We start from the raw sequence: 19,164 nt of genomic DNA on the forward strand, positions 1-19,164 counted from the left end.
TTTTGCCGGACACCCCCACGCATGAGCATCGCCCGCCCCAGTGGCCGCGCGCCCGGACAGCTGCGCGAGATCCACATCGAACGCGGGTTCACGCGCCATGCCGAAGGCTCGGTGCTGGTCTGCTTCGGCCAGACGCGGGTGCTGTGCACCGCGAGCGTGGAGAACCGGGTCCCGGCGTTCCTGCGCGGCAAGGGCGAGGGCTGGGTGACCGCCGAATACGGCATGCTGCCGCGCGCCACCCACACCCGTAGCGACCGCGAGGCCGCGCGCGGCAAGCAGGGCGGACGGACGCTCGAGATCCAGCGCCTGATCGGCCGCAGCCTGCGGGCCTGCATCGACCGCGGCGCGCTCGGCGAGCGCACCATCACCCTGGATTGCGACGTGCTGCAGGCCGATGGCGGCACCCGCACCGCGGCGATCACCGGCGCCTACGTGGCCCTGGTGGACGCGGTGCGCTGGCTGCAGAAGCGGCGCGAGATCGCGCGCGACCCGGTGTTCGGCGCAGTGGCCGCGGTGTCGGTGGGCGTGTATCGCGGCACGCCGGTGCTCGACCTCGACTACGCCGAGGACAGCGACTGCGATACCGACATGAACGTGGTGATGAACGACGGCGGCGGCTTCATCGAGCTGCAGGGCACCGCCGAGGGCCATGCCTTCCGCCGCGACGAACTCGATGCCCTTCTCGCCCTCGCCGAACACGGCATCGGCGAGCTGTTCGCCGCGCAGCAGGCGGCGCTGGCGCAACCGTGACCAGGCGCGTGGCCCTGGCCACGCTGGTGGTGGCCGACTACGACGCCGCCATCGCCTGGTACACCGGGGCGCTGGGCTTCCGGTTGCTCGAGGATACGTGGCTGGGCGACGGCAAGCGCTGGGTGGTGGTAGCGCCGCAAGACGATGCGGGCGTCGCGCTGCTGCTGGCACTCGCCTCGGGCGAGGCACAGGCCGCGCGCGTGGGCGACCAGACCGGCGGACGGGTGGCCTTCTTCCTGCACACCGACGACTTCGCGCGCGACCACGCCGCGATGCGGGCGCGCGGGGTGGAATTCCTCGAGGCGCCGCGCCGCGAGCCGTACGGCACGGTCGCGGTGTTCGCAGACCTCTACGGCAATCGCTGGGACCTGCTGGAGCGCGCGCGATGAGCCGCCGGCTGGTGCTGGCCAGCAGCAATGCCGGCAAGCTGGAGGAATTCCGCGGGCTGCTGGCCGCGTCCGGTTTCGACGTGCGCGCACAGGCCGAGTTCGGCGTCGCCGATGCCGAGGAAACCGGCCTGAGCTTCATCGAGAACGCGCTGCTCAAGGCGCGTCACGCCTGCCGCGCCACCGGGCTGCCGGCGCTGGCCGACGACTCGGGACTGTGCGTGGATGCGCTCGACGGCGCGCCGGGACTGTACTCGGCGCGCTACGCCGGCGGCCATGGCGATGCCGACGCCAACATCGACAAGCTGCTGCAGGCGCTGGCCGACGTGCCGGACGCGCGCCGCGGCGCGCATTTCGTCTGCGTGCTCGCGCTGCTGCGGCACGCGGAAGACCCGCAGCCGATCGTGGTCGAAGGCCGCTGGCACGGCACGATCATCCACGCCCGGCGCGGCAGCGGCGGTCACGGCTACGACCCGGTGTTCCTGGACCCGGCGCGCGGCCAGACCGCGGCGGAGATGCCGCTGGACGAGAAGAACAGGATCAGCCACCGCGCGCTGGCGATGGCACTGCTGCACGAACGGCTCGGGCCGGTCTGATGCGGTGTATCACAACGTGAGCCATCGTCGGCCGGGCGCGCTCGAGAACGTAGTCGTGCCATCCTTGGCGCCACCTGTGTCGGCTCCGGACACCCCTGCCCGGCCATCCATGGCCGGGCGCCCAGCGGCACTGCCGACAGGGCAGTTCGCACCCATGCCGCTTCGCCCCCCGCCGCTGTCGCTCTACGTGCACCTGCCCTGGTGCGTGCGCAAGTGCCCGTACTGCGATTTCAACTCGCACGAGGCGCGCGGGCCGCTGCCGTTCGAGGCCTACGTCGACGCGCTGCTGGCCGACCTCGACCACGACCTGCCGCTGGCCTGGGGCCGCACCGTGCACAGCGTGTTCTTCGGCGGCGGCACGCCGAGCCTGTTCCCGGCCGACGCGATCGACCGCCTGTTGCAGGGCGCGAGCGCGCGGCTGCGCTTTGCCCCCGGTGCCGAGATTACGCTGGAGACCAACCCCGGCACCGCGGAGCACGGCCGTTTCGAGGACTACCGGCGCGCCGGCGTGAACCGGATCAGCTTCGGCATCCAGAGCTTCGACGACGGCTGCCTGCAGCGGCTCGGCCGCATCCACGACAGCGCCCAGGCCGACGCCGCGGTGAAGCTGGCTCAGGACGCGGGCCTGGACAACCTCAACCTCGACCTGATGTACGCCCTGCCCGGCCAGGACCTCGCCATGGCCATCGTCGACGTCGAACGCGCCCTGGCGCTGCAGCCCGCGCACGTGTCGCACTACCAGCTGACGCTGGAGCCCAACACCGTGTTCGCCGCGCGCCCGCCCGGCGGCCTGCCCGACGACGACCAGGCCTGGGACATGCAGGAGGTCTGCCAGGCGATGCTGGCCGACGCCGGCTACGCCCAGTACGAGGTCTCCGCCTACGCGCGGCCGGGGCGCCAGTGCGCCCACAACCTCAACTACTGGCGCTTCGGCGACTACCTGGGCATCGGCGCGGGCGCGCACGGCAAGCTCACCCTCGGCGCGCAGCAGGCGGTCGTGCGGCGCTGGAAGCTCAAGCATCCGGCGGCGTGGCTCGCGGCCGCGGGCTCGGCGGCCGGGATCGGCGGCGAGGAGTTCGTTGCACCGCAGCAACGGCCGTTCGAATTCATGCTCAACGCGCTGCGGCTGGTGGACGGGTTCGCGCTGCCCGACTTCGAGGCCCGCTGCGGCCTGCCGGCCGAGGCGATCGAAGCGCCGCTGGCCGAAGGCGTCGATCGCGGTTGGCTGCGGCGCGAGGGCGACCGGGTCGTGCCCACCCCGCTGGGGCGCCGCTTCGGCAACGACGTCATCGCCCTGTTCCTGGCCGGCTGAGCACGCTGGCCGCGCCATTGGCCGTTCCACGTTCGGCATGACAGTATTGGCCCGACTCCTGCCGCAGCCCGCTTGATGCCCGCATCGCACACGCCAGTCGAACCCGCGGCCCCGAGGTCGCTGGCGTCCGCCGGTCTGCCGCCCCGCGTCCGCAAGGCGCTGGAAGCGGCGCTGACACTGGTCACCGACGACATCGAGCCGCACCTGGGCGCGATGCTCAACGAGTTCGAGGAAGAGCTGTTCCGGCTCGCCGACCAGGCCCGCAACCCGGGCGTGGAATCGGGCTACATGCAGACCCTGCGCACGTTCCGCCTCAACCGCGCCGACCTGATCCCGCGCTTCATCCTCGAACTCGAGGCCGGCGTCGCGGCGCTACGCACGCCGCCCGCGCCCTCACCCGCGCAGGGGGCGTCCGGCGGCCCGGCCGCGCAGCCGGGCTTCGGCCGGCTCAGCCTGGTGGACGAGGCGGTGATGGACGAGGGCACGGTGCTGCGCGAGGTCGCCAGCCGCCAGGAAGCCCGGGCCAATCTCGCCCTGCACCTGCTCGGCCAGCGCTTCGGCGTGCTCGCCGGGGCGCCGGCATTCGATTCCGAGCGCATGCCGCTCGGGCCGCAGGCGCTGTGCCGGGCGATGCGCGGCGCGGCGCAGGCGCTGGACATCGAGCACGATTCGCGCCTGCTGCTGTATCGCATCTTCGACCGCCACGTGATGGCCGGCTACTGGCGCGTGCTCGACCGCCTGGACGAGCTGCTCGACCGCCAGGGCATCCTCAGCGGGCTGACCTACGTGCCTGTGCGCATACGGCCCTCGGCCCAGCCGCGCGACCAGGCCGAGGCCGGGCCCGGCGCGGATGACGCTGCTTCGCCGCACGGCCGCCCCGCGCCAGGCGCCGCCAGTGGCCGTGGCCGCGCCGTGTACCGCGCCGCCGATCCGCAGCGGCCGCACACCGGCTGGATGGGCGAGCCGATCGAGGAACTCGACGAGGACGAGCGCGTCGCCTCCGAGCAGCTGCAGCACCTGCTCAACAGCCGCCGCGAACTGCTCGGCAAGCTGCGCCCGGGCCGCAAGCCGCGCGCCGGCACCGTCATCGGCACCGACGACGTGTTCGCCGCGCTCGGCCACCTGCAGGCGCAGCCGCTGTCGGTGTCCGGCGCGCCGCAGACGCTGGCCGACGTCAAGCAGACCCTGCTGGCGCAGGCGCGCCAGCGCCGCGGCGTGCACGCCGAACTCTCGCCGCGCGACAACGACACCTTCGAACTGCTGGGCATGCTGTTCGGCAACCTCGACGAGGAGATCCGCGCCGAGGCGCCGGCGGCGGCGCTGGTCAAGCGGCTGCAGGTGCCGCTGCTGCGCGTGGCGCTCAACGACAGCGCGTTCTTCGTGCGCAGCCGCCACCCCGCGCGCCAGCTGCTCAACACCGTGGCCGAGAGCGCGGCGAAGTGGCTGGACGAGGCCGATTTCGACCCGCAGTTCCTGGTGCCGCTGCAGAACGCCGTCAACCACGTGGTCGAGAAGTACGACGGCGACGTGGAAGTGTTCAACGCCTGCAACGAGCAGCTGCAGACCCACCTGCAGGCGCAGGTGCGCAAGGCCGAACTGCTGGAGAAGCGGCACACCGAGGCGGCGCGCGGCAAGGAGAAGCTGGAGGTCGCCAAGCTGCGCGCGGGCCAGGTCATGGCCGACCTGATCGGCGACCAGCGCCTGCCGCGCTTCACCCGCGCCCTGCTCAACCAGGCCTGGGCCGACGTGCTCACCCTGACCCTGCTGCGCCAGGGCGAGGATTCCGAAGGCTGGACGCGGCAGCTCGAGGCCACCCGCAAGATCGTCGACGCCTGCAGCCGGGACGATGCGCCGCGCGATCCCGAACTCACCGGCCACATCGAGGCCGCGCTGGCCCAGGTGGGCTACCACGGCGAGGAGGCGGCGGTCATCGCCCAGCGCCTGACCAGCAGCCGCGCCGACGAGGACGATGACGATCCGGCCTCGCGCACCGAGCTGGCGATGAAGCTCAAGGCGCGCACGCGCCTGGGCGAGGACGCGGAGCGCAAGAAGCCCCAGCTGCCGCCGCGCACGCCGGAGGAACAGGCCCGCTACGAGCAGCTCAAGGTGCTGCCGTTCGGCACCTGGCTCGAGTTCGTCACCAACCAGCAGGGCGACGTGGTGCGTCGGCGCCTGTCGTGGTTCAGCCCGATCACCGATCGCGCGCTGTTCGTCAACCAGCGCGGCCAGCGCGTGGGCGAGCAGTCGCTCGACAGCGTGGCGCGGATGCTCGCCTCCGGGCAGGCGCGTATCGTCACCGCGGGCCACGCGCGGCTGGTGGACCGGGCGTGGCAGGCGGCGATGCACGCGCTGCGCAGTTTCGCCGGCCTCGGCGACAAGGATGCCGAAGGCGAGGGGGTGCCGGCATGATGCACGAGTTCCGGCGCGCCAAGCGGCGCAAGGCCTCCGACACCATCCTGGTCACCGACGCGATGACCGAGCGCACGATCGGCCGCATCGGCAACCTGTCGGAGACCGGCATGCTGCTGATGCTCGACGCGCCGCTGGTGGACGATGCGCTGTACCAGCTTCGCTTCACCCTGCGCGACGGCGGCGGCGGCCAGCAGGTCGACGTCGGCGCGCACCTGCTGTGGATGGACCGGGCCAGCGCGCCCGCGCAGGTCTGGGCGGGGTTCCGCTTCATCGCCGTGTCCGAGGCGCAGTCGCGGCGCCTGCGCAGCTGGATCGACGCCCCGGGCAGCCACTACGAATAGCCTGCCCCGGCCCGCACGATGCGGTCGGACCCACACGCCGGGAACGCGGCCCTGCAGCCGCCGGCGCCTTGCGCGAGAATGCGCGCATCGCCGCCACCGATCCGAGTGCAATGACGTCCAGCACCTCCGCCTACGCCGACCACCTCGCGACCCTGCAGGCCCGCACCGCCACCGCGCTCGAGCGCGGCGGCTTCGACCACCTGGTCGTGGCGAGCGGCACGCCGCACACCCAGCTGTTCGACGACCGCGACTATCCCTACGCGGTCAATCCGCAGTTCAAGCACTGGCTGCCGCTGACCCGCCATCCGGGCAGCTGGCTGGTGGTGACCCCCGGCGCGCGCCCGAAGCTGGTCTACCTGCAGCCGCGCGACTACTGGCACGTGGTGCCCGAGGCGCCCGCGGGCGAATGGGTGTCGCACTTCGACATCGCGGTGATCCGCACGCCCGAGGAAGCGATGCAGCACCTGCCGAAGAACGCGCAGCGCTGCGCGATCCTGGGCGAGGCGCAGAGCGCGCTCGGCAAGTACGCCGCGTTCAAGCCGAACAATCCGCAGCCGGTGCTGGATTACCTGGACTACCACCGCGCCTACAAGACCCCTTACGAGATCGCGATGCTGCGGCAGGCCACGCGCCGAGGCGTGCGCGCCCACCGCGCGGCCGAACGCGCCTTCCGCGCCGGCGCCAGCGAGTTCGGCATCCACCTGGCCTACTGCCAGGCCGCGGGCCAGGATGCGACCGAACTGCCGTACTCCAACATCGTCGCGCTCGATACCCACGGCGCGGTGCTGCACTACACCGAACTCGACCGCATCCCGCCGAAGGCCGCCCGCAGCTTCCTGATCGACGCGGGGGCCAGCCACGCCGGCTACGCCTGCGACATCACTCGCACCCACGCGCACGCGGACGCGGGCGAGTTCCAGGCGCTGATCGATGCGGTGGATGCCGCCCAGCAGCGCATGTGCGACCAGGTGCGCGCGGGCGTCGACTACCGCCAGCTGCACCTGGACGCGCACCTGGCATTGGCCGGGGTGCTGCGCGACGCGGGAGTGATCACGGTCTCGCCCGAGGAGGCGGTGGCCACGGGTGTGAGCAGCGCCTTCTTCCCGCACGGCATCGGCCACGGCATCGGCCTGCAGGTGCACGACGTCGCCGGCTTCGCCGCCTCCGACCGCGGCGGCACGATCGCCAAGCCCGACGGCCACCCCTACCTGCGCCTGACCCGCACGCTGGAGCCGGGCTTCGTGGTCACGATCGAGCCGGGCCTGTACTTCATCGACATGCTGCTCGAAGACCTGCGCGCCGCCGGCCGCGGCGCCAGCGTGGAGTGGGACCGGGTCGAGGCGTTCCGCCCCTATGGCGGCATCCGCATCGAGGACGACGTGGTCTGCACCGACGGCGACCCGGTCAATCTGACGCGCGAGGCATTCGCCGCGGAGTGACGTCCGTGCGCTGGTGACAGCGCTGCCGTGCCCCCGCACGCTGCGCCCTGCTTATCGCACTGCACAACAGGCTCGACCCCGCGAGTGGGCAGAATCAGGGCGATCCCCGGATTGGTAGCGCCATGGGCGTGTGCCATAGTCCGGGGACGTTTTCCGTCTGGTTCCGTTTTCCCGGGGAGGGTTCATGCTCGAGCAGCACGGATTGACGCTGGCACTGGTGTGCGCGGCGGTGGCGATCATCTACGGCATCATCTCGGCGCGCTGGATCAACCGCCAGCCGGCCGGCAACGCCCGCATGCAGGAGATCGCGGGTGCGATCCAGGAAGGCGCGCGCGCCTACCTCAACCGCCAGTACCTGACGATCTCGATCGCGGGCGCGGTGCTGTTCGTGCTGATCGGCCTGTTCCTGGACTGGTACACGGGCATCGGCTTTCTGCTCGGCGCGGTGCTCTCGGGCGCGGCGGGTTACATCGGCATGAACGTCTCGGTGCGGGCCAACGTGCGCACCGCCGAAGCCGCGCGCAGCGGCATCGGCCCGGCGATGGACGTCGCCTTCCGCGGCGGCGCGATCACCGGGATGCTGGTGGTGGGCCTGGGCCTGCTCGGCGTGGCCGGCTACTGGGCGGTGCTGAACCTGTATTTCCAGCTGCCCACCGGCGAGGTGCTGCACGCGCTGGTCGGCGTGGCCTTCGGCTCGTCGCTGATCTCGATCTTCGCCCGCCTGGGCGGCGGCATCTTCACCAAGGGCGCCGACGTGGGCGCCGACCTCGTGGGCAAGGTAGAGGCCGGCATCCCCGAGGACGACCCGCGCAACCCGGCGGTGATCGCCGACAACGTCGGCGACAACGTCGGCGACTGCGCCGGCATGGCCGCCGACCTGTTCGAGACCTACGCGGTCACCGTGATCGCGACCATGCTGCTGGGCTACCTGATGGTCACCGAGGTCGGCAGCAACGGCGTGCTCTACCCGCTGGTGCTGGGCGGCGTGTCGATCATCGCCTCGATCATCGGCGCGATGTTCGTCAAGGTGAAGGCGGGCGGCTCGATCATGGGCGCGCTGTACAAGGGCGTGATCGTCTCGGGCGTGCTGGCGGCGATCGCCTACTACCCGATCACCACCCAGCTGATGGACGCCAACGCCCACGGCGCGATGAACATCTACTGGTGCGCCCTGATCGGCCTGGCGCTGACCGGCGCGATCGTGTGGATCACCGAGTACTACACCGGCACCCAGTACGGCCCGGTGCGGCACGTGGCGCAGGCGTCCACCACCGGCCACGGCACCAACATCATCGCCGGGCTCGGCGTGTCGATGAAGTCGACCGCGCTGCCGGTGGTGGCGGTGTGCCTGGCGATCTGGTCGTGCTACTCGCTGGGCGGGCTGTACGGCATCGCGATCGCGGCGACCGCCATGCTGTCGATGGCGGGCATGATCGTCGCGCTCGACGCCTACGGCCCGATCACCGACAACGCCGGCGGGATCGCCGAGATGGCGGAACTGCCGCCCGAGGTGCGCAACATCACCGACCCGCTGGACGCGGTGGGCAACACCACCAAGGCGGTGACCAAGGGCTATGCGATCGGTTCGGCGGCGCTCGCCGCGCTCGTGCTGTTCGCCGACTTCACCCACAACCTGGAAGCGAACAACCCCGGCGTGGTCTTCAGCTTCGAGCTGTCGGATCCGGCGGTGATCATCGGCCTGTTCATCGGCGGCCTGATCCCCTACCTGTTCGGCGCCATGGCGATGGAGGCCGTGGGCCGCGCCGCCGGCAGCGTGGTGGAGGAAGTGCGGCGCCAGTTCCGCGAGATCCCCGGGATCATGGAAGGCACCGGCAAGCCCGACTACAGCCGCGCGGTGGACATGCTGACGAAGTCGGCGATCAAGGAGATGATCGTGCCCTCGCTGCTGCCGGTGCTGGTGCCGGTGGTGGTGGCGTTCGGCATGAACTGGCTGATGGGTCCGGGCGCGGGCATCAAGGCGCTGGGCGGCCTGCTGATCGGCACCATCGTGACCGGCCTGTTCGTGGCGATCTCGATGACCACCGGCGGCGGCGCCTGGGACAACGCCAAGAAGTACATCGAGGACGGCAACTTCGGCGGCAAGGGCTCGGAGGCGCACAAGGCCTCGGTTACCGGCGACACCGTCGGCGATCCCTACAAGGACACCGCCGGCCCGGCGATCAATCCGCTGATCAAGATCATCAACATCGTCGCCCTGCTGCTGGTGCCGCTGCTCTAGCGCCGGCCGGCACGTGGACCTTCGACGGGCGGCCAGTGGCCGCCCGTCGTCGTTGAAGGCCAGGACGGCGCAGCGCCTTCGGGTCGCCCTGCCCCCCGCCATTGCCTTTCGCGCCCGCGGAGGGACAATCGGCTGGCCATGCCCCTGTCCGCCGCTTCGACGCTCCGGTGCGCCTGCCTCGTGCTCGCGGCGCTGCTGTGGTCGGCGCCGGTGCCCGCCGCACCCGGGACGCAGCCCGATCCGGCGCGACTGGCGCCCGGCGAGTTCCTCTGGCACCCCGAGATCGCGCCCCAGGGACCGGTGGTGGTGGTGGTCAGCCTCGACGAGCAGCGCGCGTACGTCTACCGCAACGGGCTGGCGATCGGCGTGTCGACGATCAGCTCCGGCCACCCGGGCATGGACACGCCCACGGGCGTGTTCACGATCCTGCAGAAGCACCGCGAGCATCGCTCCAACCTCTACGACGATGCGCCGATGCCCTACATGCAACGGCTGACCTGGGACGGCATCGCGCTGCATGCCGGCTCGCTGCCGGGGCATCCGGCATCCCACGGCTGCGTGCGGCTGCCGCTGGCCTTCGCCCGGCGGCTGTTCGAAGCCACGCGGACCGGCGACACCGTGGTGGTGGCCGACGGCCGCTCGGCCCCCGCCAGCCTCGCGCATCCGGCGGTGCTGGCGCCGGTGGACCGCCAAGGCGCGCCCTCGCCGGTCGCCGGCCATGACACCGGGTTCTGGAACGAAGCCGCCAGTCCGGACGGCCCGGTCAGCGTGCTGGCGAGCCTCGCCGACCGCCGGGTGGTGGTGCTCCGCGATGGCGTGCCGATCGGAGAAGCGCCGCTCGAGGTCGAGGAGGGGTTCACGCTCGGCGGCACGGTCCTGCTGGTGGCGGGCGCACCGCTGCCCGATGCCGTCCCGCCCGGTGCGCACGAGGCCGGCATCCCGGACGCGCCGCCGCAACACTGGACCGCGCATCCGGTCCTCGGCCTGGATGCGAAGGCGGTCGCCCTGCTCCAGCTGCGGCTGCAGCAGCGGCCGCTGCGGGTGGAGCCGGCGTTCGAGCGGCACCTGCGCGCGCTGCTTGTCCCGGGCACCACGGTGCTGCTGACCGACCTGGCCGCGGTGCGCCCCGACCCCGCTGCACCGGTGCTGCAGCCGGTGCTGGAGGCGGATCCATGACGCCTGCTGGGCCGCGTTCAGGCCACCTGCCGTCCCGCTGCTATCCTGCCGCGACCATGTCCCCGCCCCGCCTCCTGTCCGCCGTCCTCGCCCTGTGCGCGGGCCTGGCGCTGGCCCCGGTGCCGGCCGCACAGGCGGCGAACGCGACGTTCGAGCGCCTGGCGCGCGCCGCGCCTACGCTCGACCGCGATGTCCTCTCGCTCGCGACCCGCGCCCTGGCGTGCGCGATGCGCGAGCCGGCGGCCGACCGCCCCGGCACGTTGAGCGTGATCGATTTCTCGCTGCCGTCCACCGAACCGCGGCTGTGGGTGTTCGACCTCGAGCGCGAACGGCTGCTCTACCGCGAACTGGTCGCGCACGGCCGCAATACCGGCGACAACCTCGCCACCCGCTTCTCCAACCGCTCGGGCAGCCACATGTCGAGCCTCGGCGTGTTCCGCACCGGCGAGTCCTACGTGGGCGCCAACGGCTACTCGCTGCGGCTGGACGGGCTTGAGCCCGGCTTCAACGATCTTGCACGCGAACGCGCGATCGTGATCCACGGCGCGCCGTACGTGGACGACCAGATCGCGCGCGCGCAAGGGCGCCTGGGCCGCAGCCTCGGCTGCCCGGCCGTGCGCCCGGCCGTGGCGCGCGAACTGATCGACCGCATCCGCGGCGGGTCCCTGGTGTTCGCCTACTACCCCGATCCGGACTGGCTCAAGCGCTCGCAGCTGCTCGCCGCCGGGTGCGTCCCGGGCGCGGCGCCGGCCAGCGTCGCCGGCGCCCCCTGACGCGGACGACGTCGTCAACCGGGCTCGAACCGCCCCGCGGAGACGTCGAACCACGGCGTGCACAGCACCTGCTGGCGGGCCACGGCAGCGGCATCGGCGCGCCACAGCTCCGCCACGTCACCGTCGGGCCGCAGCCCCTCGCCCTTGGCGAAGGATGCGATGCCCAGGCACCAGCGCCACCGCGTCGGCGGCGCCGCCGGGACCTGGAACCGGAACATGCCCTCGACCGCGCCGCCCGCCTGCACCCGTCTGGCCAGCGGCGTGAACGGCAACGTCTGCCCGGTCGGCGACGAACCGGGCGATCGCGCGACGTGGCGCAGCGTGACCGAACCACCGGTGATCTCGAACGTCGGGGTGCCGATGTCTCCGGCGACCTGGCGCCCGGTCAGCACCGCATGGCGATCGCCGCGGTCGAACACCGCGAAAGGCGCATCGCCCGCGTTGTGCAGGCGGTAGCGCACCGCCACGGTGTCGCCGGCGGGAAAGGCAAACTCGACCGACAGCCGCGCGTCGCCCGCGACGACATGCGTGGCTCCGGCAGCATGGGCATCGGACATGGACGGGGTCTCCGGAAGAGCGCTGGATGGCGCGGCAGCCGCCTCGGCAAGCGCGGGTGAGCCCTGTGCAGCGCACGCCGCCAGCAGCGCGAGGATCGCGCGATGCGTGGCGACGCGCAGGCCACGTGGCGGTGCCGCGCCCGCTGCGCACGCCCGACGATCCGTGCGAGCGCAAGTGACGCGGACGCGTCGCACCCGGACGCGCAAAAAAGACGGGCAGCCCGCGCCATGCGCGAACTGCCCGTCATTCCTTCCCTGGAACGTGTGGCCGCGGCTCCTTGCCCCGGTCACAAGGCGTAGCTGGGTCGATCCGGCAGGCCGAGTTCGCCGCGCAGGCCGTTCTCGGTCAGGTGGTCGGGATTGGCGGTGGTGGGCGGCGTGGCGGGATCGCCGTCGAAGTCGAAGGGCGCGGCCGTGGTCTCCAGCCCCACCGCCTGTCGCTCGGAGTTGGAAATGCCGCGGTCGGCCACGTCCGGACCGTTGTAGTTGCCCGGCTGCAGGGTGCCGTTGACGAAGTTGTAGGCGTGCGACATCTCGTGGTACAGCACCACCACAGGCGCCGGGAAGGCGTCCATGTGGAACGAGGGGTTGTAGCGGATGTCGGTCTCCACGCCCGGACCGGCGCGGCCGTTGGTGATCTGCACGTCGGCCCAGGTCACGCCATCCGCGGCGGGCATGGCGAAGCCGTTCTGTTCGTTCGACAACTCCTTGATGGTCACGGAATTGCCGCGGGACTGGGCGGTCTGATCGAATTCGGCCAGCATCCGCTGCCCGTTGGGGGAGCCGCGCAGGAATTCGATGTCGGCCTGCACGCGCTGCACGAACGCGTCCGAACCCTGGACCGTGACGCTGCTGCCGGCCTGCGGGTCGATCTCGACGTTGATCACCGTCGGGCGCGCGCCGGTGGCGGCGTTCACGACGTCAGCCACTTCGGAATACACGGTGGTCGCATTGCCGGCGCCTTCGATGGTGTCGCGCCCGGCGCCGGCATAGATCGCGCTGGCCCCGGGCGCGGCGTGCAGGACGTCGTCGCCCAGACCGCCGGACACCATGTCGCCCGTGCCGCGGCTGCGGATGGTGTCGGCGCCGGCACCGCCTTCGAGGTAGTTGCGCCCGGCCCCGCCATCGATCTGGTCGTCGCCGTCGCCACCATAGATCACGTCGACGCCGCTGCCGCCCTGGATGCGGTCGTTGCCGCTGCCGCCGAACACGTCGTTGCGGCCGCTGCCGGAGAGGGTGATGGTGTCGTCGTCGGCGCCGCCGTCGATGCGGTTGTCGCCGCTGCCGGCGATGCCGATCGTGTCCTCGCCCTCGCCGCCTTCGGCGACGATGTTCACGGTCACGTTCGAGGCCACCTCGATCACGTCGTCGCCGCCGCCGGTGCGGATCGTCAGTTCCTGCCCGTCGGCGACGCGCATCGCGTAGGACTGGCCGTTGACCTGCACGTCGAGGGTGCCGTCGTCGCGCTGGGTGATGCCGACGCGGTCGCTGTCGCCGCCGGTGCTGAGCACCAGCTGGTCGGAGCTGACGTAGGTCTGTCCGAAGCCGGCTTCGGCCAGCGTGCGTTCGCGCGCGATGCTGACCGTCTGGTCGCGGTGCAGCGGGTCGATCTGGATGTCCTTGCCGTCGCGCGTCTGGCCGAGCGTGCGCCCGTCGGGATTGCTCTGGCTGCCGTCGATCTCGGTCACCGCCAGGCGCGGCAGCAACGACACGACTGCCGGCGCGTCGACCGATCCGGGCGCGACCGGGTTGCGATCGAGATCGGCGCTGGACGCCAGCCGGCTGTCCGCGGCGGGATCTTCCCAGTAGCCGTCGGTGCGGACGGGAGCGGCATCGGCGAGGCGGCTGGCATCGGTCTGGATCGACATCACAGGGTCCCGTGGAAGCGAGGTGGGACATGTATACGTTGGCGTATGGAAGCCAGGAAGCTGGGGCGTACCCTGCCTGGGGCAAACCCTGGGGGCGGCAGCGCGCCCGTTCTGCAATGCAGCATAGGCTCGCGTAGAATGCCGCTCCCTGATCAGCGGGTCCTGTCCCGCGCCGCCGGAGTTCTCGCCACATGGGTCTCGACCACGTCTCCACCGGGAAGAATCCGCCCGACGAAATCAACGTCATCATCGAGATCCCGAAGGACGCCGAGCCGGTCAAGTACGAGGTCGACAAGGAAAGCGGCGCCATCTTCGTCGACCGCGTGCTGTCGACGCCGATGCGCTACCCGTGCAATTACGGCTACGTCCCGCACACCCTGTGCGGCGACGGCGACCCCGCCGACGTGCTGGTCGTGCTGCCCCTGCCGCTGGTGCCGGGCTCGGTGATCCGCTGCCGCCCCGTGGGCGTGCTGAAGATGACCGACGAGGCCGGCAGCGACGAGAAGCTGCTCGCCGTGCCGGTGACCAAGGTGTTCCAAGGTTATGCCCACGTGGAGAACATCGACCAGGTGAGCACGCACTGGCTCGAGCGCATCGGCCACTTCTTCGAGCACTACAAGGATCTCGAGAAGGGCAAGTGGGTCAAGCTCGAAGGCTGGGGCAACGCCGAAGAGGCGAAGAAGATCCTGGTCTACGCGATCGAACGCCACAACGCCCAGGCCGCCAAGGCCTGACGCGCCGGCGCCCGGCCAGGGCCACATCCCCGGCCCTGGCGCGTGGTGCCGCGTGGTCCGGGGCTACTGTGCCCAGACCCCCGGCCCGGTCGAGGCCGGCAGCACCTGGGCCGACAGCTGGCGGTCGTTGTTGAGCAGGCGCACCGCGTCGGCGAGGATCGCCGCCGACTCGCGCAGCAGCGGATCGGGACGCTTCTCGGCAGCCTTCTCGCGCGCCGCGTCCTCGGCGATGTCGCGTTCGCTGGCCTGCAGTCCGTCGTCGTTGGTGTCGGCCAGCGGATCGAGGGCCAAGCCGAGCGCCTTGCGCTCTTCCTGCCGGCGTTCGCGCTTGGCCGCGTCGCGGTCGCGCTCGGCGCGGCGCTCGGCCTCGTTGAGCGAGACATACTTCTTCTCGCGCTCGGCGCGGAACTCGGCGACGTCGGCCGTCCACCACTGGAACTCCTTGTCCTGCTTCACGCGCGCGGCGTGCAGCGCCTCGAGCTTGGGCAGCAGCGGCGCGAAATCGCCGTAGCGCTGGTGCGGGACCGCCGCGATCTGGCGCCACTCGAGCGCATTGTCGTAGGTGCTTTCGCCGAACTCGCTGGCGTCCACCGTCACCGGGAACGCGATGTCGGGCACCACGCCCTTGTTCTGTGTACTGCTGCCGCCGGGCAGGAAGAACTGCGCGATGGTCAGCTTGACGTGGCCGTAGCGGTCGCCCTCGTTGGCGGGCCAGCGGTCGAGCGGGACGATGTTCTGCACCGTGCCCTTGCCGAACGAGGTCTCGCCGATCACCAGCCCGCGGCCGTAGTCCTGGATCGCCCCGGCGAAGATCTCGGACGCCGACGCCGAACTGCGATTGATGAGCACCGCCAGCGGACCGTCCCAGCTCACGCCGGGCGTGCGGTCGCCTTCCACGCTCACGCGCCCGCCGGACTCGCGCACCTGGACCACCGGGCCCTTGTCGATGAACAGGCCGGTGAGTTCGATCGCCTCGTTGAGCGAGCCGCCGCCATTGTTGCGCAGGTCCAGCACCACGCCGTCGACGCCGTCGGTGCGGAACTGCTCCAGCAGGCGCGAGACGTCGCGGGTGGCGGAGGTGTACTCGCCGTTGCGGGTACGGCGGCCCTCGAAATCCTGGTAGAACGCGGGCAGCTTGATCACGCCGATGCGCTTGTCCACGCCACCGCTGGCCGGCGCCGGCAGGGTGATGATCTCGGACTTGGCGGCCTGTTCCTCCAGCTTCACCCGCGCGCGCGTGAGCACGATGCGCGTCGGCTTGCTGTCCAGCGCCGCCTCGCCCGGCACCACGTCCAGGCGCACCTGGGTGTCCTTCGGTCCCTTGATCTTCTCGACCACGTCGTCCAGGCGCCAGCCGACCACGTCCTCCATGGCGCCGCTGGTGCCCTGGCCGACGGCGATGATGCGGTCGCCCGGCTTGAACTTGCCGCTGATCGCGGCCGGACCACCCGCGATCAGTTCGCGGATCACCACCACGTCGTCCTGCTTCTGCAGCTGCGCGCCGATGCCCTCCAGCGACAGCGACATGCTCTGGGTGAACAGCTTGGCCGTGCGCGGATTCATGTAATCCGTGTGCGGGTCCACCGTGGACGTGTAGGCGTTGAGGAACGACTGGAACGCGTCCTCCTGGTCCAGTGCGGCGACGCTGTTGGCCAGGTTGAGGTAGCGGCGGTCGAGGGTCTTGCGGATCTCGTCGGGCTTCTTGCCCGCGAGCTTGAGCCGCAGCCAGTCGTTGCGCACCGACTGCTTCCACAGCCCGTCGAGCGCCGCGGCGTCGGTCGCCCAGGCGGCGTCCTCGCGGTCGTACTCCCAACGGTCGTCGCCGGTGAACTGGAAGATGTCCTGCTTGAGCAGTTCGCGTGCATAGCCGACGCGGTCGGCGACGCGCTGCTTGTAGAGGGCGAAGATGGTGTACGCAGGCTCGAGGTTGCCGCTGCGCACGGACTCCCCCATGCCCTTCTCGTAGGCGCGGAAGCGCGCGATGTCGCTGGCGGTGAAGAACAGCTTGCCGCCGTCGAGCGCTTCCAGGTAATGGTCGAAGATCTCCGCCGACATGGTCGCGTCGAGCGGCCGCGGCCGGTAGGCGTAGCGGCTGTCGGAGAGCAGGCCATAGACCAGCTTCGAGGTCGTGACCTGTTCGGCACTGGGCGCGCCCGGGAGCGCGTCGCCGTCGGCGCGGGCCATCAGTCCCAGCGGCACGGTCAGCGCCAGGGCGATCAGCGGCACGGCGGCGAGGCGGGTGAATTTCATCGGAAACGATCCTGCGAAACGACCATGGGGGCGGCGCAACCAGTGTGCCGCCGGGGTTCGACCCCGCACCAGTGCTTAAAGTTGCAGGGTCCGGCCCACTCTAGCGAGGCCCGGGGCAGGCGGCGTGAACGCCGTGCGACCGGTCGCACCGCGCTCCCGGGCGGCCTCGGGATCCAGGCGCGACGGGCAGCGCGAGCGCCCTGGATTCAGGCGGCGACGCCGGCTTCCATCGCCTGGCGGTCGGCGTGGTAGGAGGAACGCACCAGCGGCCCCGAGGCCACGTGGCTGAACCCCAGCGACATGCCGTAGTCCTCCAGCGCCTTGAACTCCTCCGGCGTCCAGTAGCGCAGCACCGGGTGGTGGTGGGCGCTGGGCTGCAGGTACTGGCCGATCGTGACCATCTCCACGTCGTGCGCCCGCAGGTCGCGCAGGGTGCCCTGCACCTGCTCCATGGTCTCGCCCAGGCCGAGCATGATCCCGGACTTGGTGGGCACGTCCGGGTGCTGGGCCTTGAACTTCTGCAGCAGGGTCAGCGACCACTGGTAGTCGGCGCCCGGGCGCACGTTGCGGTACAGCCCGGGCACGGTCTCGACGTTGTGGTTGAACACGTCCGGCGGATCGGCGGCGAGGATCTCCAGCGCGCGCTCCATGCGCCCGCGGCCGCGGAAGTCGGGGGTGAGGACCTCGATCCGGATGCCGGGCGCGCGCGCGCGTACCTCGCGGATGCAGTCGACGAAGTGCTGGGCGCCGCCATCGCGCAGGTCGTCGCGGTCGACCGAGGTGATCACCACGTACTTCAGGCCCATGTCGGCGATGGTCTGCGCCAGCAGCAGCGGCTCGGACGCGTCCGGCGGCTTCGGCCGGCCGTGGGCCACATCGCAGAAGCTGCAGCGCCGGGTGCAGACCTCGCCCAGGATCATGAAGGTCGCGGTGCCGTGGCCGAAGCATTCGTGGATGTTCGGACAGCTCGCTTCCTCGCACACGGTCACCAGGCGGTTCGCGCGCAGCTTGGACTTCAGCGCGGCGACCGCACCGTTGGACGGGATCCGCACGCGGATCCACGAGGGCTTGCGCAGCACCGGCGCGTCGACGAATTCCACCGGCGAGCGCGCGATCTTGTCGCCGGCCAGCTGCTTGGCGCCGGTTTCCAGCGGCGCGCGGGTGCCAGCCTGGACGACCTCGAGCGGGATGGAACGCGGGCTGGATTCGGACATGGGGCCTCAGGCGGCGTGCGGCGCGGGGGGAGGGACGGCGGCGAGCGCGGGCGGCGGCGCCGGCTGCAGGGCCAGCCCGAACTGCCGGGCCAGCGCGTCCAGCAGCACGGGCTTCACCGCATCGGGGCCGGACGGACCGCCCAAGTCTAGCATCGACACCACCTGCAATCCGGCGTAGCCGCAGGGGTTGATGCGCGCGAACGGCCCGGTGTCCATCGCGACGTTGAACGCCAGGCCGTGGAACGTGCGCCCATGGCGCACGCGGATGCCGAGCGCGGCGATCTTGGCCTCGCCCACGTACACGCCGGGCGCACCCGCGCGGCGCGCGGCGACGATGTTCCATTCCGCGAGCGTGTCGATCACCGCCTGCTCGATGCGGCATACATAGTCGCGCACGCCCAGTTTCAGGCGACGGATGTCGAGCAGCGGATAGACCACGATCTGGCCCGGCCCGTGGTAGGTCACCTGGCCGCCGCGGTCGACGTGCAGCACCGGGATGTCGCCCGGCATCAGCACGTGCTCGGGCTTGCCGGCCTGGCCAAGCGTGAACACCGGCTCGTGCTCGAGCACCCACAGCTCGTCGGGCGTGTCGTCGCCGCGCGCATCGGTGAAACGCTGCATGGCGCGCCAGACCGGCTCGTAGGGCTGGCGCCCGAGGTCGCGGACCCTGCACGGGACGCCCGGATCCATGGCGCCCTCACCTGCCGCGGCGAGACCGGTGGCGCTCACCGCGCGCCGGCCACGCGGGCCGGACGATGCGACCGCGTCGCTACAGCGTCCACTTCACTTCCGGGTGGTCGCGCAGGGCGGTGTGCGCCGCCTCGTACTGGGCGCGGTCATCGGCGCGGAAGCTCAGCTTCACCGAGACGTAGCGGCCGCCGCTGGATTCGCGCCAGGCGATGGTCTCCTCCAGCACGGTGAGGCCGGCGTCGGTGAGCAGGCGCGGGATCTCGCTCTCCAGGCCGACGTTGGCGGCGCCCATCGCCGTGATCTCGAACGTGCCCGGGAACTGGAAGCCGTGGTCGGGGTTGTCGGACTTGATTTCCATGGACCGATTATGGGGCTGCCGGCGGGGAACCCAAACCACCACCGGCGGAACGCAAAAGGCCGCCCGGAG

General features: G+C 71.4%; 17 protein-coding genes. 11 read left to right on the top strand and 6 right to left on the bottom strand.

What is annotated here, in order from left to right; all coding sequences use genetic code 11:
• The first annotated feature begins 21 nt into the window (after positions 1-21).
• The 10 genes from rph to QFW80_RS08000 all read left to right on the top strand — a co-directional run bounded on the left by rph (position 22) and on the right by QFW80_RS08000 (position 11,424).
• Positions 22-750, top strand: a complete 729-nt coding sequence (gene rph, locus QFW80_RS07955; protein ID WP_280601109.1) for a ribonuclease PH — start codon at positions 22-24, stop codon at positions 748-750.
• Positions 747-1,139 carry a VOC family protein gene (locus tag QFW80_RS07960; protein ID WP_280601110.1) on the top strand — a complete coding sequence of 131 codons (393 nt, stop codon included), beginning with the start codon at positions 747-749 and terminating at the stop codon, positions 1,137-1,139. The genes rph and QFW80_RS07960 overlap by 4 nt, the downstream gene beginning before the upstream one ends.
• Positions 1,136-1,732, top strand: a complete 597-nt coding sequence (rdgB, locus tag QFW80_RS07965; RefSeq protein ID WP_280601111.1) for an RdgB/HAM1 family non-canonical purine NTP pyrophosphatase — start codon at positions 1,136-1,138, stop codon at positions 1,730-1,732. The genes QFW80_RS07960 and rdgB overlap by 4 nt, the downstream gene beginning before the upstream one ends.
• Positions 1,733-1,886: 154 nt before the next feature.
• The gene (hemW, locus tag QFW80_RS07970; protein ID WP_280601112.1) at positions 1,887-3,044 is read left to right on the top strand and encodes a radical SAM family heme chaperone HemW; all 1,158 of its coding nucleotides are present in this window, start codon (positions 1,887-1,889) and stop codon (positions 3,042-3,044) included.
• Positions 3,045-3,119: 75 nt separating this feature from the next.
• Entirely contained in the window at positions 3,120-5,453 is a 2,334-nt protein-coding gene (locus QFW80_RS07975; protein ID WP_280601113.1) for a DUF1631 domain-containing protein, read from the top strand.
• Positions 5,450-5,797 (top strand): PilZ domain-containing protein, encoded by a 348-nt coding sequence (locus QFW80_RS07980; RefSeq protein WP_280601114.1) that lies wholly within the window; start codon positions 5,450-5,452, stop codon positions 5,795-5,797. Before QFW80_RS07975 ends, QFW80_RS07980 begins: the two co-directional genes overlap by 4 nt.
• A gap of 110 nt (positions 5,798-5,907) precedes the next feature.
• Positions 5,908-7,236 carry a Xaa-Pro dipeptidase gene (gene pepQ, locus QFW80_RS07985; RefSeq protein WP_280601115.1) on the top strand — a complete coding sequence of 443 codons (1,329 nt, stop codon included), beginning with the start codon at positions 5,908-5,910 and terminating at the stop codon, positions 7,234-7,236.
• A 184-nt stretch (positions 7,237-7,420) separates the two neighbouring features.
• Complete coding sequence (locus QFW80_RS07990; RefSeq protein WP_280601116.1) at positions 7,421-9,475, top strand: sodium-translocating pyrophosphatase; 2,055 nt, start codon at positions 7,421-7,423, stop codon at positions 9,473-9,475.
• 138 nt (positions 9,476-9,613) lie between these two features.
• The gene (locus QFW80_RS07995) at positions 9,614-10,651 is read left to right on the top strand and encodes a L,D-transpeptidase (RefSeq protein WP_280601117.1); all 1,038 of its coding nucleotides are present in this window, start codon (positions 9,614-9,616) and stop codon (positions 10,649-10,651) included.
• Between the two features lie 56 nt (positions 10,652-10,707).
• Positions 10,708-11,424, top strand: a complete 717-nt coding sequence (locus tag QFW80_RS08000; RefSeq protein ID WP_280601119.1) for a murein L,D-transpeptidase catalytic domain family protein — start codon at positions 10,708-10,710, stop codon at positions 11,422-11,424.
• A 14-nt stretch (positions 11,425-11,438) separates the two neighbouring features.
• On the opposite strand, the gene QFW80_RS08005 is transcribed toward QFW80_RS08000, so the two are convergent.
• Complete coding sequence (locus QFW80_RS08005) at positions 11,439-11,981, bottom strand: hypothetical protein (protein ID WP_280601121.1); 543 nt, start codon at positions 11,979-11,981, stop codon at positions 11,439-11,441.
• 287 nt (positions 11,982-12,268) lie between these two features.
• Positions 12,269-13,849, bottom strand: a complete 1,581-nt coding sequence (locus tag QFW80_RS08010; protein WP_280601122.1) for a M91 family zinc metallopeptidase — start codon at positions 13,847-13,849, stop codon at positions 12,269-12,271.
• A 191-nt stretch (positions 13,850-14,040) separates the two neighbouring features.
• Here QFW80_RS08010 and ppa point away from each other — a divergent pair, with 191 nt between their 5' ends.
• The gene (ppa, locus tag QFW80_RS08015) at positions 14,041-14,583 is read left to right on the top strand and encodes an inorganic diphosphatase (RefSeq protein ID WP_280601123.1); all 543 of its coding nucleotides are present in this window, start codon (positions 14,041-14,043) and stop codon (positions 14,581-14,583) included.
• Between the two features lie 63 nt (positions 14,584-14,646).
• Here the strand turns inward: ppa and QFW80_RS08020 are convergent, their stop codons facing one another.
• The 4 genes from QFW80_RS08020 to QFW80_RS08035 form a co-directional block, all read right to left on the bottom strand.
• Positions 14,647-16,833, bottom strand: coding sequence for a carboxy terminal-processing peptidase (locus tag QFW80_RS08020; RefSeq protein WP_280601124.1), 2,187 nt, complete (start codon positions 16,831-16,833; stop codon positions 14,647-14,649).
• A gap of 206 nt (positions 16,834-17,039) precedes the next feature.
• Positions 17,040-18,047, bottom strand: a complete 1,008-nt coding sequence (gene lipA / locus QFW80_RS08025; RefSeq protein WP_280601125.1) for a lipoyl synthase — start codon at positions 18,045-18,047, stop codon at positions 17,040-17,042.
• A 6-nt stretch (positions 18,048-18,053) separates the two neighbouring features.
• Positions 18,054-18,737, bottom strand: coding sequence for a lipoyl(octanoyl) transferase LipB (lipB, locus tag QFW80_RS08030; protein ID WP_280601128.1), 684 nt, complete (start codon positions 18,735-18,737; stop codon positions 18,054-18,056).
• A 79-nt stretch (positions 18,738-18,816) separates the two neighbouring features.
• A complete protein-coding gene (locus QFW80_RS08035; protein ID WP_280601130.1) occupies positions 18,817-19,095 on the bottom strand; it encodes a DUF493 family protein in 279 nt (92 codons plus the stop codon).
• Positions 19,096-19,164: the final 69 nt, after the last annotated feature.

The organism is Luteimonas rhizosphaericola, from assembly GCF_029888045.1.
Classification (GTDB): domain Bacteria; phylum Pseudomonadota; class Gammaproteobacteria; order Xanthomonadales; family Xanthomonadaceae; genus Luteimonas; species Luteimonas rhizosphaericola.